Origin of the sequence: Lysinibacillus sp. NPDC094403, assembly GCF_050278745.1 — a bacterium.
Classification (GTDB): domain Bacteria; phylum Bacillota; class Bacilli; order Bacillales_A; family Planococcaceae; genus Lysinibacillus.
Map to the genome: position 1 here is coordinate 1 of NZ_JBNNTL010000022.1, position 15741 is coordinate 15741.

Genomic DNA, 15741 nt, shown 5'->3' on the forward strand with positions numbered 1-15741 from the left:
CACACCCGTTCCCATACCGAACACGGAAGTTAAGCTCTTTAGCGCCGATGGTAGTTGGGGGCTTCCCCCTGTGAGAGTAGGACGTCGCTAGGCACAAAGTAGCCACTGAGAAATCAGTGGTTTTTTTATTGTTTAAAACCCGCTAATAACCCCCTAAAAAATGTTAGAATTTAATGGATATATATTAACAAAAAAGGGGTGTATTAAAGTGGCAACAGGGTTATGTAAAGAAAATATTCAAATTGAAAAAGCAAAGCTACAGGAGTTTATTCAAAATAAAGAGGAATGGGCTGTACTAATACCAGGTTATTTACATCATGAATTTCCAAATGAGCAAAATATGATTTGGGTATTCCAAGGTGATTTTGGCATTATCCAAAAAGCTGTAAAGGTTGAGCTTAAGGGCAAGGAGTCAAATCCTAATCAAGTTATGTTTGATTTGGTAGGCTTATCAGATCCGATAAATGGTGATGGATATTTTGAAATTACACAAAATCAAGATGGTACTTGTCAGTTAACAGGCAATTTAACAATGAAGGCAAGCGGTTTCTTAGCGGGAATGATGAATCCAGTTTTAGAAAAGTTTGTACCGCAATTAGTAGAAAAGCTAGTACAAGAGATGGCGCTAAAAGCTAGTATCTAGAATGTTAGTAGAGAAACGGGCGTTAAGTACATTTTATACTAAGAAAAGTAGAAGGGGTCATTGCCTATTAGGTGCAATGATCTTTTTTTGTATGCATCACCAAAAGTTCAGGCTGATATTTTATAAAACGTTAATAAATCGGAATTGAAATCACCCTTACGTTTGTCATACTTATTAATTGGAATAACTTGACAGAACCTTTTTTAAAGTTTAAATTTGAGTAAATACTCAAATTTAAAACGGTGGTGAAAAAGTTTGGTATCAAAGAAGGATAAAATTTTGGAAGCGTCATTAGAGCTTTTTACTAAAAAAGGCTACACCGCAACGACTACTAAAGAAATAGCATTAAAGAGCGGAGTAGCAGAGGGGCTTATATTTTATTATTTTAAAGATAAAAATGAACTTCTTAATTATCTTATTCGTGAATTTTCATTTATTGGTTCACTACAATATGAGATAAAAGAGCTTTCTAAAATAGAGCCCTATCCAGCATTAATTAAATTTGGTCAATTATATGCCGATTTTTTAGTACATAATAAAAGCTTTTTAACTTTTATTTGGTCCCCAGAAATAGTACAGAACACAAATGTGAGTAAGGATATTGTGGATTTTATAAATACAATGGGTGAACAAGTCTGCTCATTTTTGATAAGAGCTTCTTCATGTACTGTTGAAAAAAAGACAATAGAAACAGCAGCTTCAATGTTTCTTTCAACAATATTAACGCATGTTTTAGTTGAAGAAAGAAAGACAGATAAAATGCCAATTGAAAATAATGATTATATTGAAGAGATAGCAATGTTTGTTTTAAAAGGAATGCAAAATTCACATTAAGTAAATTTTTTTGGCTCATTACCAAAAGTGTGGATGACTTTATATAATTTGATAGCCGTTCCGGTCGGACACCCCCAGGAAAGCGCACAACCTGAACGACAATCAACCACACGTTATAGTGATGAGCTATTTTTTGAGAAACATTTGAGTAATTACTCAATATAAAGGGAGGAATCATCATGGAACAATGGATAGGTATTCAAACACTTATCTGGCTATTTCCTATTATGTTTATTCTTCATGATTTTGAAGAAATTATTATGTGTGAAAAGTGGTTAAATAAGAACTCTATTATTTTATACGAAAGATTGCCGAAAAAAATTGCTGATCGAGTTATGCAACAGTTCTCTATGTCGACAGCACAGTTTGCGGTAGCAGTAATCGTAATATTCATGTTTGTAAGTAGTTCAACTTTTATAGCAAGTCAGTATGTGAATCAAGGGCCATTTGGAGATATCTACTTTTTCACTGTTGTTACGCTAACCTACTTTCTACATGCGTTCACTCACCTGGCACAGTCTATTTTTCTTCGTTCCATTACACCCGGTGCACTCACATCTTTGATAATCGTCATTCCATACAGTTTAATTTTGTATCATTCGTTATTAGTCAATAAAGTCATAACATGGAACATTATTTTTGTATGTTTGCCATTTTGTCTTGTATTAATCCCTGTGGCGTTACTAGCGCATTGGATCGGGAAAAAAGTTATATGAATTCCATTTTATTTATATTCATTCAGCAAATGTTTTTGTACCGTAAGTGTTATAATTAACTAATAATATTACGGAAATGGGTGTTTTGTTTTGCAAAAGAAGAAGCCGATTGTAGAAGGGTTAGAGCGCTTTCGACAACAACAAAATATTTCCTTTCATGTCCCAGGGCATAAGCATGGAGAACTGTCCCATCTTCCTCAGCCCTTTAAAGATGTAATGCGGTATGATGTGACTGAATTATCAGGTCTTGATGACTTACATCACCCAGAGGAAATGATATTAGAGGCAGAAAACTTGTTGGCAGATACATATGGGGCGATGAAAAGCTTTTTTTTAGTAGGTGGATCTACAGTTGGAAATTTAGCGATGATTTATGCCACATGTAAAAAAGATGATACTATTATTGTCCAACGTAATGCACATAAGTCTATATTTCATGCTATTGAGCTTGTTGGAGCAAAGCCTATATTTGTTTCTCCGCTATGGGATGAACATACTTTAACTGCAACACATGTTTCTTATAGAGATTTAAAAGAAGCTGTTGATTATTATCCAGAGGCTCGTGCAGTAGTTTTAACATATCCTACTTATTATGGTATGACATCTAAAGAAATACAGCAGCAAATTGCGTATTGTCATGAAAAAGGTATTCCTGTTTTAGTAGATGAAGCACATGGTGCCCATTTTAGTGCATGTACCTTATTTCAACCATCAGCATTAACATTTGGTGCAGATGTAGTAGTACAGTCTGCACATAAAACCTTGCCTGCTATGACAATGGCATCCTTTATGCACGTTAATTCAGACTTAATCGATGTCGACAAAATAAATCACTATTTACGTATGCTTCAATCTAGCAGCCCATCCTATCTTTTATTGGCTTCTTTAGATGATGCACGCTATTATGTACAGGCATATATGGAGAGTGACGGAGCATATATAATAGAAAAAAGGAATCAATGGGTAGAGGCATTACGGGCTATTGGCTCTTTAGAAGTTATCGAGGTAGACGACCCTATAAAATTATTGCTACGTGTTGATGGCTATAGCGGCTTTCAATTACAAGAGGCATTAGAAGCAAAGCATGTATATGCAGAATTAGCAGATGCAAATCAAGTATTGCTTGTGCTACCTTTGTTAAAACAGGGGCATAACTATCCATTTGCCGAAATACGTATCCGTATTAAAGACGCTATAACATTGTTATTAAGTACACCAAAGGCGGAAATAATAACTGTTTCACAAACAGCCTATAAATTTGTGGCCATTACGGAACCAGCTTATACATTTGATGAAATTGAAAAGTCGGAAAAAGAATGGTTACCGTATATGCGAACAATGGGACGTATCTCTGCAAGTATGATTATTCCGTATCCACCAGGCATTCCATTGCTTGTTCCGGGTGAAAAAATAACAGTGGCAAAGCTAAGTCAGCTAGAGGAGTTACTGGCTACTGGTGCAACGTTCCAAGGAAATCACCGTTTAGAAGAAAAGATGATTGAGATCATTAAATAGTTGGAGGCAATAACAGCATGAATTGCAATTTATTTATTACATTTGAGGGTCCAGAGGGTGCTGGAAAAACAACAGTCATTCAAAAAATAGCCGAACGACTTGCAGAAGAAAATATTGTTGTATTAGCAACGAGAGAACCTGGTGGTATTGAGATTGCTGAGAAAATTAGGACCATTATTTTAAATCCTGCCCATACAGCTATGGATGAGCGTACAGAAGCATTATTATACGCAGCGGCGAGAAGTCAGCATTATTTTGAAAAAGTACGACCTGCTTTGGATGCTGGTAAAATGGTTATTTGCGATCGCTTTATCGATTCATCACTAGCATACCAAGGATATGCACGTGGTATCGGTGTTGATGAAGTATTATCAATTAATGAGTTTGCAATCGGTAAGAAGTTACCTGACATGACAATATTATTTGACCTTGCACCAGAGGTTGGCTTAGCAAGAATTCATGCTCATGGAGATCGAGAAGTAAATCGTTTAGATGTCGAAAGCTTAGCTTTTCATAAGAAGGTTCGGGAAGGGTATTTACAGCTAGTGGAGCGTTACCCTGAACGTATACATGTCATCAATGCAGACCAAAATATTGAGCGTGTTGTTGAAGATGTATGGTCATTATTATATGAAGCAATACAGTAAATGCATGAAGTTGTCTACCACAATGTGATATAATGGTAACAACTATAATTTTATCTTTCATTCGGCAAATGTTTACTGCGCGAAAGCGAAGCGACAGCGGCAAATGTTTACTGCGCGAAAGCGAAGCGACAGCGGCAAATGTTTTGAGATGAATGCGGATGTGGTTCTATTTCAGTAGATGTTCCAAACACTCTACTGAAACAGATGAGCTCCGGCGTATGTCACGGAATCGGAAAGTAGTTCTTTGCTTGCACAATACTGAATCCGTACACGATTATGCCGAGGCATTATTGATAAAAGGTAACTAAAATCTAGTTAAATGAATTTTTATCAAAGGGGTGAGTGCGAATGAAGTTAGTCGTAGCTGTAGTGCAAGATCAGGATAGCAGCCGCTTATCGAATGCTTTAACGAAAAATCAGTTTCGCGCAACTAAATTAGCGAGCACAGGAGGATTTTTACGCTCGGGAAATACGACGTTTCTTATTGGGACGGAAGACTCTCTCATACCCAAAGTTTTAGATATTATTCGTGATAATTGTCGAGCACGAGAACAAATGGTTGCACCTGTTTCGCCATTAGGCGGGAATACAGATTCCTATATACCTTATCCTGTGGAGGTAGAGGTTGGCGGAGCGACTGTTTTTGTATTACCAATTGAACAGTTTCATCATTTTTAAATCATTGTCATATTAAATAAGAAGTAAAACACATTATAATTTAGCTTTTATATATTTGATAAAGAAAGCAAGTGGGGGCGAAAAGCTTGAAGATCAATCAAGATATACGTGTCGGGTTAAATACTAGTCGTAAAGAGCCTCTGCAGAACAATAATCAAAATAACCGATTTGGAGATATGGTCGTCAAACAAGGAACCAAATTGCAAACGGATCAGCTTACACGATTGCTAGGGGATATTTCTACAGCAGGTGACCGTGTTGCGAGATCACGTAATTTACGAGAACTTGCGCGTTTTAAAATGCTTGTTAAACGGTTTCTACAAGAAACGGTTGAGCATGGTATGGAGTTAAAGCAATCACATACCTGGAACCGTTTTGGTGAAGGAAGACGCTTAAAAATTATCGAAACTATTGATACGCGTCTTGTGGAGCTTACACAAGATATTTTAGATGAAGAAAAAGAAGCAATTGACCTTCTTGATAAAATCGGTGAGATTAAAGGCTTATTAATTAATTTGTATATGTAAAACCCGTGTCTCGTTCTCTTGTAGGCGCGGGCTTTTTTCAAATCTATTCAGCTGCGAACATTACAGCACTTGGTTAAGAATTTATTTGCTGCATGTCATGAAATAAATAACAATGTAACTAATCTATCTGCTCTAAAACCGCAGATATTTCTGTACTAAAAAGAGCAATAGGAAACAATTATGCTATGAGTGTAATTGATATAGGAAGGAATTTAAATATATGGCCAAGAATGTTGAAGAGCTATTCACACTACAACCAGTCGTAATGAAACAGCTTCAAACGATTTTTGACAAAAATAGATTAGCACATGCATACATTTTTGATGGCGAAAAAGGGACAGGCAAAGTAGATATTATGCAGTTTTTTGTCAAATTAATGCTATGTGAGCAACCAAATCAAAATGTTCCATGTGAAACATGTCGAAATTGCAGACGTGTTGATTCGGGTAATCATCCAAATATCCATCAAATTTATCCGGAAGGTCAATTTATAAAAATTGATCAAATACGTGAATTAATTGCAGAAATGAAGATGATGGGTGTTGAAGAAGGGCGTAAGATTTATGTACTTCATCATGCAGACCGTCTCAATATTGCATCTGCAAACATGATACTTAAATTTTTAGAGGAACCTGATGGTGAGGTAACTGCGATTTTGCTAACGGAGCAAATGCAGTCAATTTTACCAACGATTCGTTCTCGCTGCCAGCATATTAAATTTCAAAAAATGCCTCGACATATATTGCTAAAGCATTTGCAAGATAACAATATTTCTTACTCGATGGCTTCTACAGTGAGCATGATGACGAACGAGCTCGAAACAGCTATGATTTTAGCAAATGATGAGCAGTTTGCACATGCTCGAAAAACAGTGTTAAAATTAGTAGAGGCAATTCGTCAGAATGTACATGAAGCAATGCTTGTTGTACATGAAGAATGGTTGCCACTGTTTAAAGAAAAAAGCGAGCTGGAGCAAGCATTGGATTTACTACTATTTGCTTACCGTGATATAGTGTCAATAAAAGCTAATCCCGAAGCAGCTTGTACTTATCCAGACATGTTACAGACATTTAAAGAAGCTGCGTTACATTCGACTTATGAACGTCTATCTAGTCAAATGGAGTCTATTTTACAGGCACGCTCATCTTTACAGCGTAACATGAATAGGACGTTAATGATGGAGCAGTTAATGCTAAATCTGCAGGAGGGATATACATTTGTATAATGTAGTGGGAGTCCGCTTTAAAAAAGCGGGTAAAATATATTATTTTGATCCAGCATCATATCTACTAGAGGACAGTCAATATGTCATTGTAGAGACAGCTCGGGGTGTAGAATATGGTAAAGTAGTTGTTCCTCAAAAGGTTGTTGGGGATAATGATGTTGTATTACCACTTAAACAAGTTCTACGACCAGCGGATGAACGTGATCGTATCCAAGTAGAGGAAAATGCTGCTGAATCAAAGCGTGCATTTGAACTAGCAAGTACAAAAATTATAGAGCATAATTTAGAAATGAAGCTCGTTGATGTTGAATATACATTTGATCGTAATAAAATCATCTTTTATTTTACGGCTGAAGGACGCGTAGATTTCAGAGATCTTGTAAAAGATTTAGCTTCGGTTTTTAGGACACGTATCGAACTTCGTCAAATTGGTGTACGTGATGAAGCTAAATTGTTAGGTGGCATTGGTCCATGTGGCCGGATGCTTTGCTGCTCAACTTTTTTAGGAGATTTTGAGCCAGTTTCTATTAAAATGGCTAAAGATCAAAACTTATCTTTAAATCCAACTAAAATTTCAGGTCTTTGCGGGCGCTTAATGTGCTGCTTGAAGTATGAAAATGATGAATATGAGGAAGCAAAAGAGGGCATGCCAGACATTGGTGAAATGACGATGACACCAGATGGACGCGGTAAAGTTGTAAGTTTAAATATACTAGAAAGACTTATTCAAGTATATTTACAAGAGCAGGAGCGCACAGTCGAGTATACATTAGAAGAACTGCTAGCATGCGAAAAAAATCTTATATAAGATAGAGAATTGGACGAGGTGGCTTGGGTGAAGGACCGTAATTTCTTAGATACCGTTATGGAGTTCGAACAACAGCTCGAAGCAATGCAGGAGCAATTTGGTGCATTGAAACAATTTGTAGCGTTAATGATGGAGGAGCATAAGGCACTCGAAACAGAGAATCATCACCTTCGTACACGTCTAGAAGAACTACTTTCTAATGCAAACTCCGTACAGGCTACAGATGAGAAGAAAGAGAATCCGTTAGATATTGGCGAGGGTTATGATAACCTAGCACGTTTATACCAAGAAGGCTTCCATGTTTGTCATGTTCATTTCGGAAGTTCACGTAAAGGTGAGGACTGTCTGTTTTGTCTATCATTTTTAAATAAACAAAATGTGTAATAGAAGGCTGATTCCCACTATGGTGGTGTCAGTCTTTTGTTTTGTATAGTAGGAGGAAGAAACATGGAAAATTGGTTAAAGGGTGACGAACGGTTAGACTATTTATTGGCTGAGAATCTACGCATTATTCAAAGTCCCTCTGTCTTTTCGTTTTCATTGGATGCAGTGCTACTTTCGAAGTTTGTCAATATCCCATATCATAAAGGGAAAATTGTTGATTTGTGCTCAGGTAATGGTGTAATCCCACTTTTTCTAAGTGCCAGAACAAAGGGACATATTACAGGTGTAGAAATTCAGCCACGTTTATTTGATATGGCTGAGAGAAGTATCCGTTACAATAAGTTAGAAGAGCAAATTCATATGGTCCTTGGCGATGTCAAAGAAATTCCTAAAGAGCTTGGTATCGAAAAATATGATGTGGTAACCTGTAATCCACCATATTTTTTAGCACATGAGGCTAGCGATAAAAATTTAAGTGAGCATTACGCTATTGCACGTCATGAAATATATTTAACGTTAGAAGAAGCAATACAATCAGCAAGTAAATTATTAAAACAAGGCGGAAAGGCAGCTTTTGTTCATCGTCCTGGTCGGTTATTAGATATTGTTACGGCAATGCGTGCTAATCGTTTAGAGCCTAAACGAATGCAACTTATTTACCCGAAAGAAGGTAAGGAGGCCAATACACTATTAATAGAAGGAATTAAAGACGGTAAACCTGATTTGAAAATATTACCGCCTCTGTATGTTTATAATGCGAATAATGAATATACAGCAGAAGTGAGAGAAATCCTTTATGGAAAAGAACAATAATCATTATTTTTATGTGTTAGAATGTGCCGATCAATCCTTTTATGCAGGCTACACAAATAATGTAGGCAGGCGTGTCGCTGTACATAATGCTGGTAAGGGAGCAAAATATACGAGAGCGCGAGGACCAGTGGAATGTATTTATGTAGAGGAATTCGATACGAAACAAGAGGCGATGCGCGCAGAATATGCTTTTAAACAGCTAACACGAACGCAAAAAATGAAATATATTGGGAGGGATGACTCATGAAATCTCAGAAAAGTACAATGCACGATCATACAGGTTGTTTATATCTAGTTGCAACACCTATTGGCAACCTAGAGGATATGAGTGTGCGTGCGCTACGTATTTTAAAGGAAGCAGATATTATTGCTGCCGAGGATACGCGTAATACCAAAAAGCTATGCAACTACTTTGATATAGCAACACCACTGATAAGCTATCATGAACATAATTTAGAGGTGGGGGGAGAGAAGCTACTAGCTTTCTTACGTGAAGGAAAAACAGTTGCATTAGTTAGTGATGCTGGTCTACCTTGTATTTCCGATCCTGGTGCAGATATAGTCGAAAAAGCAATCGAGCAAGACTTTCCAGTTGTGCCGGTGCCTGGCCCCAATGCAGCAATATCAGCATTAATCGCTTCTGGATTAACGCCGCAGCCATTTTTCTTTTATGGATTTTTAAATCGAGGAAAAAAGGAACGTCGACAGCAATTAGAGCAACTAAAAAAACGTCAGGAAACCATTTTATTTTATGAGGCTCCTCATCGTTTAAAGGACACTTTAAAAGATATGGAATCTATTCTTGGTAATCGTCGAATTGTATTAGCTCGCGAGTTAACTAAAAAATTCGAAGAGTTTTTACGTGGTACGCTGTCGGAAGCTGTAAAATGGTCACAAACAGAGGAAATTCGAGGGGAATTTTGTATTGTCCTTGAAGGAAACGAGAATGCTGAGGAAGAAAATAATGAAGAAGCCTATTGGATGACAATGTCTATTGTGGAACATGTCGATTATATTATTAACCATACAGGTGTTACATCAAAAGAAGCTATAAAAGAAGTAGCAAAACTACGTCAAGTAGCGAAGCGAGACGTCTATAATGAATACCATAGTTAATGGAAAGAAAGAGGTTGCCTTAATAGGGCGCCTCTTTTTTGTATATCTATTCAAATAAGTGGCTCATTACCAGCAGTTCGGGATGATATTGTTAAAACGCATGCCATATATCAGTTGATTGGAGTGGAGGCTGGGCGACTCCTTAGGGAATAGCAATTTAGAGGAACGAAGGCTAAAACCATCACGTCCTGTGATAACGCCTTCGTGACCAACATCGGTGCCGCTGCCGCTTCGCTTTCACGCAAAAGACATCTGTTGGCCCGAGACCCTGGAGCGAGCATCGCGAGTGAAGCGGCTCATCGGACACCCCTAGGAAAGCACCCAGCCGGAACGGAAATCAACCACACGTTAGATGTGAGCATATAAATCATTTAAATTGATAATAATTGTAAAAAATAGTACTCTTAATCATGAAAGGTCTGACATGGACATTATAAGGGACTTAAGATTTGGTTATATTATATTTAATTGCACTAAAAAGAAGTTAAATATCCGAACTCAATAAAAAAACAAAACACCCAAATCACTGTGTTGGATTTAGGTGTGTTTTAAATTATTTTTTTAAGTTAGATTGGATTTCTTTTACTAACATTTCTGCGCCTTCAGGGCTTAAGATTAATTTGCCTCCAACTAGACGGAAGTTATCATCAGAAACTTCACCAGTTACAGCACATGTCATGTTAGGCATATATTTTTTTAAGATGATTTTGTCATCATCCACATAGATTTCTAAAGCGTCTTTTTCTGCAATACCTAGTGTACGGCGTAGTTCGATTGGAATTACTACACGACCTAATTCATCGACTTTACGAACGATTCCTGTTGATTTCATAATTATTTTTCCTCCTAATATTAAAAGTTATATTGGTATTTCGTCAAATTTCGACATAATTTCTTTGTCTGTTAGTTATCATACCAAGTAATGCCATAAACGTCAATTAATTAATGCACTAATATTATTGTTTTGAAAAAAATATTTGAGGAGAAAACAGATATTTTGGTTTTTTTAAAAGGTTTTTATTATATATTTTTATTTATAGTAAAAAAGCTTCTTATTTAATACATTAAATGGATTAATTATATCATTCGACATTTTTCGCGGATGATAAACTATCAATCAATTATGCCGAGGCATAATTGCGCCCGGAATCGGCTTTGTGCTTGCACAAAGAGCTCCTTTCCAATTCCGTGACATCCGCTGAAAGAAGTTGAAACGAATTTCGTACTTAGTTAGAATAGATAATATATTGTGAAACAATGGAGGCAGTTCATGTGAGCGAACAAAATAAAACATTCTATATAACAACCCCTATTTATTACCCAAGTGGAAAATTCCATATTGGTACAGCGTATACAACTGTAGCATCAGATACAATTGCACGTTATAAACGTTTACGTGGTTATGACGTACGTTTTTTAACTGGAATGGATGAGCATGGGCAAAAAATTCAAGAAAAAGCTGCAGAAGCGGGCAAACATCCTCAAGAATACGTGAATGAAATTGCAGATGCTGCAAAAAAACTTTGGGCATTAATGGACATTTCATACGATGACTTTATTCAAACAACGCAAGAGCGTCATACGAAAACTGTCGAAAAGATTTTCCAAAAGTTTTTAGATAATGGTGATATTTATAAAGGTGAGTATGAAGGTTGGTACTGTACACCATGTGAATCATTTTTTACTGAGACACAATTAGTAGATGGTAACTGTCCAGATTGTGGTCGCCCAGTACACAAAGTTAAAGAGGAATCTTACTTCTTTAATATGAAGAAATACGCAGATCGTCTTTTAGCTTATTATGAAGAAAACCTTGGATTCATTGAGCCTGAATCTCGAAAAAATGAAATGATTAACAACTTCATTAAACCAGGTCTAGAAGATTTATCTGTTTCAAGAACATCATTTGATTGGGGCATTAAAGTTCCAGGAGACCCTAAACATGTAATTTATGTATGGGTAGATGCTTTAACTAACTATATAACATCATTAGGTTATCTTTCAGAGGATGAAACATTATTCAATAAATATTGGCCGGCAGATGTACATGTGGTTGGGAAAGATATCGTTCGTTTCCATACTATTTATTGGCCGATTTTCTTAATGGCACTAGATTTACCACTTCCTAAAAAAGTGTTTGCACATGGTTTTATAATGATGAAAGACGGGAAGATGTCTAAATCAAAGGGCAATGTTATTTATCCTGAAATGTTAATAGAGCGTTATGGCTTAGATGCGACGCGATACTTCCTATTGCGCGAGCTACCATTTGGCTCGGATGGTGTATTTTCGCCAGAATCTTTCGTTGAACGTACAAACTTCGACTTAGCAAACGATTTAGGCAATTTATTGAACCGCACCATTTCAATGATTAATAAATATTTCGACGGCATTATTCCAACTGAAAATCTTCAGTCGACAGAGTTTGATGCATCTTTAAAAGAACAGGCTGAATCGGTACGTATTAAATATGAAGAAAGTATGGAAAAAATGCAATTTAGTGTCGTATTGGCCGACTTATGGACACTTGTTTCGAGAACAAATAAATATATAGATGAAACTCAACCATGGGTTCTAGCAAAAGAGGAATCAGATAAGCCAAAATTAGGCGCCGTTATGCGAAATTTGGCGGAAAGTTTACATCAAATTGCTGTCATGTTACAACCATTTATGACATATACTCCCAAACGAATTGTTGAACAGTTAGGCTTGAATGACAAATTCTTAGTATGGGAAACAATTGAAACATTCGGCAATACTATTCCAGCAAACATTAAAGTGGTAGAAAAAGGTATTCCAATCTTCCCTCGTTTAGAGAGTGAAGTTGAAATTGAATATATTCGTGAAGAAATGCGTGGTTCAGTGAAAACTCCACAAGTGGAAGAAACAAAAGATGAGCAAAAAGCTGCAGAAATTCCAGAAATTCCTGAAATTACTATTGATGATTTTATGAAAGTTGATTTACGTGTAGCTACTGTAACAGCGTGTGAAACTATTCCGAAGGCAGACAAATTATTAAAGCTTCAAGTAGATCTTGGATATGAGCAACGACAAGTAGTTTCAGGTATTGCAAAGTTTTATTCTCCAGATGAATTAATTGGTCAAAAAGTGATTGTAGTCACTAACTTAAAGCCAGTTAAATTACGCGGTGAATTATCGCAAGGAATGATTCTAGCTGGTGAGAAAGATGGAATTTTAAAATTAGCATCAGTTGATTCGAAACTAGAGAACGGCGCAAAAGTAAAGTAAAAAATTTTAGGAAGGCCTGCTGAATGTAAAAAGTTCAGCAGGCTTTTAAAATCTGTTTTGAAAATAAGTAGTTTATTATCTTGGAATAATTTATACACACTATTCACTGGGGTTTTTTAGGTATATAGTAACGAATGCGATGTCAGAGGTTATGTGTAATGTTATAATACTAAATTGTTTGTAACAAAATTGTAACACTGGCGAAAAATATGAAATAATATTTTTTAATAAAATCTATGTTAGGAGAATGATGATGTTTATTGATACACATGTACACTTAAACGCAGATCAGTATGAAGAAGACTTACAATTGGTTATAGATAGAGCTCTTGAAGCCAAAGTAGAAACGATGGTTGTTGTTGGTTTCGACCGTAAAACCATTGAAAAAACAATGCAACTGGTTGAACAATATGATTTTGTTTATGGTGTCATTGGTTGGCACCCGGTTGACGCCATTGATTGTACACAAGAGGATTTAAATTGGATCGAGGAATTAGCAGCACATCCAAAAATAGTTGGTATTGGTGAAACTGGATTGGACTACTATTGGGATAAATCCCCGAAAGATGTTCAACAAGCACTTTTCATCAAGCAAATTCATTTAGCGCAAAAGCTGAATTTACCAATCATTATTCATAACAGGGATGCAACTGGAGATGTTGTACAAATTTTACGTGAAGAAAATGCAGCTTCCGTGGGAGGCGTTATGCATTGTTATGGTGGCAGTGTGGAAACCGCGTATGAATGTATTGCTATGAATTTTATGATTAGCCTTGGTGGGCCCGTGACATTTAAAAATGCACGAATGCCGAAGGAAGTTGCGACAGAAATACCTTTAGAGCATTTGATGATCGAAACAGATGCCCCGTATTTAGCGCCCCATCCATATCGAGGAAAACGTAATGAGCCAGCTTTAGTGACGTTAGTTGCAGAAGAAATTGCGCGTTTAAAAGGATTAACAATTGAGGAAATTGCACAGGTAACGACAGCCAATGCGAAAAAATTTTTTAGGATTGACAATTAACTAGCTGAGATGCCTCCAATACTGAGTTTGTGGTTGGCTAAAAAGGTGGTGTCAATTTTTTTAGAAATGCATTCGGGTTGACAGTGCCAAATCTAGTCCGTATAATCCAACTTTGTATTAAGGAGGCGTTTTTTCATGTCAAATAATTCCATGAAAAACTTGTTCTTAGGATCATTGAGGAGTAAGCAAACAGTGATAAGCATTATTTCACTTGTCCTGTTTGTATCTGTAATTTCATTCGTACTTTATCAAGGTACTAAAAAAACCGTAACGCTTGATGCGAACGGAGAAGCAATCGAAGTAACAACACATGCCAAAACTGTAGAACAATTATTACAAGATCAAAATATAGACGTAGCAGAGCATGACAAAATATCACCCTCTCTGAATACCAAAATTGTTAATGGATTAGCAATTACATGGGAACAGGCAAAAGAAGTAACTATTTCAGTTGATGGAAATCAGTCAAAAGTTTGGACAACTGAAACACAGGTGAAAGACATTTTGAAAGAAGCAAATATTAAAGTATCAGAGCATGACTCTTTAGTACAGGGCCTAGATACAAAAATAGGAGCAGACAACAAAATCGATATTCAAAAAGCGTTTCAAGTATCGCTTGTCGATGGCGTAAACGAAAGACAAGTATGGTCCGCTTCGACTACGGTCGCTAACTTTTTAAAACAACAAGGAATTCAACTAAATGAATTCGATCGTGTCGAGAATAACCTGAAGGACGTAATCACTCCGCAGAGTAAAATCACAGTAGTTCGCGTAGAAAAGGTTATCGATGTAGTGGAAGACTCTTTAGATTTCGCAATTGAAAAGAAGCAGGATGCTTCATTGCAAAAGGGAAAACAAAAAGTTGTAACAGCTGGCCAAAAAGGTTTAGTAACTAAAACGTATGAAATCGTAAAAGAGAATGGCCAAGTTGTAGCTAAAAATCTACAATCTGAAAAAGTTGTAAAAGAACCGATGAAGCAAGTGGTTGCTGTAGGTACTAAAACTGTAGTAGCTAGTGCAGCGACCGTATCACGTGGTTCATCAGAGCCAGGTAGCGGTAAAGAATTTTATGTAACGGCAACAGCCTATACACCTTATTGTAATGGCTGCTCGGGAACATCTGCCACTGGCATTAATTTAAAATCAAACTCTGGATTGAAAGTAATTGCTGTAGACCCTTCTGTTATTAAGCTTGGCTCAAAAGTTTGGGTTGAAGGCTATGGAACAGCTATAGCAGGGGATACTGGCGGTGCAATTAAGGGTAATCGGATCGACATACTTGTACAATCTGAATCCCAAGCTAGTAATTGGGGAGTAAGGAAAGTGCGTATAAAAGTATTAAATTAAAAAAATTGTAAAATTAATCAAATGTTTTTCACTGTTATTAGCTTTCCTGTTTTGACTGGCGGGAAAGCTTTTTTATTTTTTTTCAGTAATTTGTTTAGGAAAGTACATAAGGTAAGCTGTAATGGCAACTGCACATTTTGCATTATAGGGAAGTGGCCAACAATAGCAAAGTTGTGGGAGAATATTATAAGAAGGTGAATAGCCGTGTATTTCTG

At 36.6% G+C, this 15741-nt stretch carries 17 protein-coding genes and 1 rRNA gene; 17 read left to right on the forward strand and 1 reads right to left on the reverse strand.

What is annotated here, in order from left to right; translation table 11 throughout:
- The 14 genes from rrf to rsmI form a co-directional block, all read left to right on the forward strand.
- Positions 1-93: ribosomal RNA gene (gene rrf, locus ACQKMV_RS21055) — 5S ribosomal RNA — on the forward strand; the annotation flags it as partial.
- 115 nt (positions 94-208) lie between these two features.
- Entirely contained in the window at positions 209-643 is a 435-nt protein-coding gene (locus tag ACQKMV_RS21060) for an SRPBCC domain-containing protein (RefSeq protein WP_427506292.1), read from the forward strand.
- Positions 644-898: 255 nt separating this feature from the next.
- Positions 899-1477: a TetR/AcrR family transcriptional regulator gene (locus tag ACQKMV_RS21065; RefSeq protein ID WP_427506294.1), complete on the forward strand. Its 579-nt coding sequence runs from the start codon at positions 899-901 to the stop codon at positions 1475-1477.
- A 179-nt stretch (positions 1478-1656) separates the two neighbouring features.
- Complete coding sequence (locus ACQKMV_RS21070) at positions 1657-2193, forward strand: HXXEE domain-containing protein (RefSeq protein WP_427506295.1); 537 nt, start codon at positions 1657-1659, stop codon at positions 2191-2193.
- A gap of 90 nt (positions 2194-2283) precedes the next feature.
- On the forward strand, positions 2284-3708 hold the full coding sequence (locus tag ACQKMV_RS21075; protein ID WP_427506296.1) for an aminotransferase class I/II-fold pyridoxal phosphate-dependent enzyme: 1425 nt from the start codon (positions 2284-2286) through the stop codon (positions 3706-3708).
- Between the two features lie 17 nt (positions 3709-3725).
- Complete coding sequence (gene tmk, locus ACQKMV_RS21080) at positions 3726-4355, forward strand: dTMP kinase (RefSeq protein WP_427506297.1); 630 nt, start codon at positions 3726-3728, stop codon at positions 4353-4355.
- Positions 4356-4703: 348 nt separating this feature from the next.
- Complete coding sequence (locus ACQKMV_RS21085) at positions 4704-5033, forward strand: cyclic-di-AMP receptor (protein WP_049667342.1); 330 nt, start codon at positions 4704-4706, stop codon at positions 5031-5033.
- An 86-nt stretch (positions 5034-5119) separates the two neighbouring features.
- A complete protein-coding gene (locus tag ACQKMV_RS21090) occupies positions 5120-5560 on the forward strand; it encodes a YaaR family protein (RefSeq protein ID WP_427426681.1) in 441 nt (146 codons plus the stop codon).
- A gap of 220 nt (positions 5561-5780) precedes the next feature.
- Positions 5781-6785: a DNA polymerase III subunit delta' gene (gene holB, locus ACQKMV_RS21095; protein WP_427426680.1), complete on the forward strand. Its 1005-nt coding sequence runs from the start codon at positions 5781-5783 to the stop codon at positions 6783-6785.
- Positions 6778-7593, forward strand: coding sequence for a PSP1 domain-containing protein (locus ACQKMV_RS21100; RefSeq protein WP_427426679.1), 816 nt, complete (start codon positions 6778-6780; stop codon positions 7591-7593). The genes holB and ACQKMV_RS21100 overlap by 8 nt, the downstream gene beginning before the upstream one ends.
- A 27-nt stretch (positions 7594-7620) precedes the next feature.
- Positions 7621-7977, forward strand: a complete 357-nt coding sequence (gene yabA / locus ACQKMV_RS21105) for a DNA replication initiation control protein YabA (RefSeq protein ID WP_427426678.1) — start codon at positions 7621-7623, stop codon at positions 7975-7977.
- 63 nt (positions 7978-8040) lie between these two features.
- On the forward strand, positions 8041-8790 hold the full coding sequence (locus tag ACQKMV_RS21110) for a tRNA1(Val) (adenine(37)-N6)-methyltransferase (RefSeq protein ID WP_427506299.1): 750 nt from the start codon (positions 8041-8043) through the stop codon (positions 8788-8790).
- Complete coding sequence (locus ACQKMV_RS21115; protein ID WP_427426676.1) at positions 8774-9037, forward strand: GIY-YIG nuclease family protein; 264 nt, start codon at positions 8774-8776, stop codon at positions 9035-9037. The genes ACQKMV_RS21110 and ACQKMV_RS21115 overlap by 17 nt, the downstream gene beginning before the upstream one ends.
- The gene (rsmI, locus tag ACQKMV_RS21120) at positions 9034-9906 is read left to right on the forward strand and encodes a 16S rRNA (cytidine(1402)-2'-O)-methyltransferase (RefSeq protein ID WP_427426675.1); all 873 of its coding nucleotides are present in this window, start codon (positions 9034-9036) and stop codon (positions 9904-9906) included. The genes ACQKMV_RS21115 and rsmI overlap by 4 nt, the downstream gene beginning before the upstream one ends.
- Before the next feature lie 553 nt (positions 9907-10459).
- Here the strand turns inward: rsmI and ACQKMV_RS21125 are convergent.
- Positions 10460-10738, reverse strand: coding sequence for an AbrB/MazE/SpoVT family DNA-binding domain-containing protein (locus ACQKMV_RS21125; RefSeq protein ID WP_004229214.1), 279 nt, complete (start codon positions 10736-10738; stop codon positions 10460-10462).
- Positions 10739-11178: 440 nt separating this feature from the next.
- Here ACQKMV_RS21125 and metG point away from each other — a divergent pair, with 440 nt between their 5' ends.
- The 3 genes from metG to ACQKMV_RS21140 all read left to right on the forward strand — a co-directional run bounded on the left by metG (position 11179) and on the right by ACQKMV_RS21140 (position 15526).
- Positions 11179-13155: a methionine--tRNA ligase gene (gene metG / locus ACQKMV_RS21130; RefSeq protein WP_427506300.1), complete on the forward strand. Its 1977-nt coding sequence runs from the start codon at positions 11179-11181 to the stop codon at positions 13153-13155.
- A gap of 253 nt (positions 13156-13408) precedes the next feature.
- The gene (locus ACQKMV_RS21135; RefSeq protein WP_427506302.1) at positions 13409-14179 is read left to right on the forward strand and encodes a TatD family hydrolase; all 771 of its coding nucleotides are present in this window, start codon (positions 13409-13411) and stop codon (positions 14177-14179) included.
- A gap of 135 nt (positions 14180-14314) precedes the next feature.
- Positions 14315-15526, forward strand: coding sequence for a ubiquitin-like domain-containing protein (locus tag ACQKMV_RS21140; RefSeq protein WP_427506303.1), 1212 nt, complete (start codon positions 14315-14317; stop codon positions 15524-15526).
- Positions 15527-15741: the final 215 nt, after the last annotated feature.